The 1591-nt window shown below is 69.9% G+C and carries 3 protein-coding genes; all 3 read left to right on the top strand.

Annotated features, from left to right (window positions below; translation table 11 throughout):
• A partial coding sequence (locus A9W96_RS31740; RefSeq protein WP_197499629.1) for a 2-C-methyl-D-erythritol 4-phosphate cytidylyltransferase occupies positions 1-93 on the top strand: 93 nt, incomplete at its 5' end.
• A 5-nt stretch (positions 94-98) separates the two neighbouring features.
• Positions 99-578: a 2-C-methyl-D-erythritol 2,4-cyclodiphosphate synthase gene (gene ispF, locus A9W96_RS24315; RefSeq protein ID WP_156748892.1), complete on the top strand. Its 480-nt coding sequence runs from the start codon at positions 99-101 to the stop codon at positions 576-578.
• 49 nt (positions 579-627) lie between these two features.
• Positions 628-1591: cysteine--tRNA ligase (gene cysS, locus A9W96_RS24310; protein ID WP_067024166.1), on the top strand; the 964-nt coding region annotated here is incomplete at its 3' end.

Genomic DNA, 1591 nt, shown 5'->3' with positions numbered 1-1591 from the left:
GGCCAGGTCCAGGTGGTCGACGGCGACCCGCTGGCATTCAAGATCACCACCCAGCTCGATTTGCTGCTGGCCGAGACCGTCGTGCGCCGGTGAACGCCGTGCCGCCGCTTCCCCGGGTGGGCCTGGGCGTCGATGTGCACCCGATCGAACCGGGACGGCCGTGCTGGCTGCTGGGTCTGCAATTCGGCGACGCCGACGGCTGCGCGGGGCATTCTGACGGCGACGTGGGGGCGCACGCCCTGTGTGACGCGGTGTTGTCGGCGGCCGGGCTCGGCGACCTCGGGACGGTGTTCGGGGTCGACGATCCGCGCTGGAAAGGCGTCAGCGGCGCCGACATGCTGCGCCATGTCGCGGATCTGGCGTCGCACCACGGTTTCCGGGTCGGTAACGCCGCCGTACAGGTCATCGGCAACCGGCCGAAGGTCGGTCCGCGCCGCGCCGAGGCGCAGCGGGTGCTGTCGGAATTGCTGGGCGCGCCGGTGTCGGTGTCGGCGACGACGACCGACGGGTTGGGGCTGACCGGACGCGGTGAGGGCCTCGCCGCGATCGCCACCGCGCTGGTCGTCTCCACCGGGTAACCCCGCGCAGCGCCGGGCGCCGGGGAACTACCCGGTAAGCTGGCACGTCGTGACCGATCAGGCCCGCTTGCGGCTACACGACACGGCAACCGGCGCCGTGCGTGATTTCGTTCCGCTGCGCGAGGGCCACGTCTCCATCTACCTGTGTGGTGCGACGGTCCAGGGCCTGCCGCACATCGGCCACGTCCGCAGCGGGGTGGCCTTCGACATCCTGCGCCGATGGCTGATCGCGCGCGGCTGCGACGTCGCGTTCATCCGCAACGTCACCGACATCGACGACAAGATCCTCAACAAGGCCGCCGCGGCGGGCCGGCCGTGGTGGGAATGGGCGGCCACCTACGAGCGGGCCTTCAGCGCCGCCTACGACGCCCTGGACGTGTTGCCGCCGTCGGCCGAGCCGCGGGCCACCGGGCACATCACCCAGATGGTCGAATTAATGGGACGGCTGATCGAAACCGGTCACGCCTACGCCGCCGGCGGCGACGTGTACTTCAACGTACTCAGCTATCCCGAATACGGGCAGCTGTCCGGGCACAAGATCGACGACGTCCATCAGGGCGAGGGCGTGGCCACCTGCAAACGCGATCAGCGTGATTTCACGCTGTGGAAGGCCGCCAAGCCCGGCGAGCCGTCCTGGCCCACCCCGTGGGGCCGCGGCCGCCCCGGGTGGCACCTGGAATGTTCCGCGATGGCCCGCACCTATCTGGGGCCGGAGTTCGACATCCATTGCGGCGGAATGGATTTGGTCTTCCCGCACCACGAGAACGAGATCGCCCAGAGCCGCGCCGCCGGCGACGGGTTCGCCCGCTACTGGCTGCACAACGGCTGGGTGACGATGGGCGGCGAGAAGATGAGCAAGTCGCTGGGCAACGTGCTGGCCATACCGGCGCTGCTGCAGCGGGTGCGCGCGGCCGAGCTGCGCTACTACCTGGGCAGCGCCCACTACCGGTCGATGCTGGAGTTCTCCGAGACCGCGCTGCAGGACGCGGTGAAAGCCTATGTCGGCGTTGAGG

It is taken from the genome of Mycobacterium sp. 1245852.3, assembly GCF_001669335.1.
Lineage (GTDB): Bacteria > Actinomycetota > Actinomycetes > Mycobacteriales > Mycobacteriaceae > Mycobacterium > Mycobacterium europaeum_A.
This window is presented reverse-complemented; position numbering and strand designations above follow the sequence as displayed.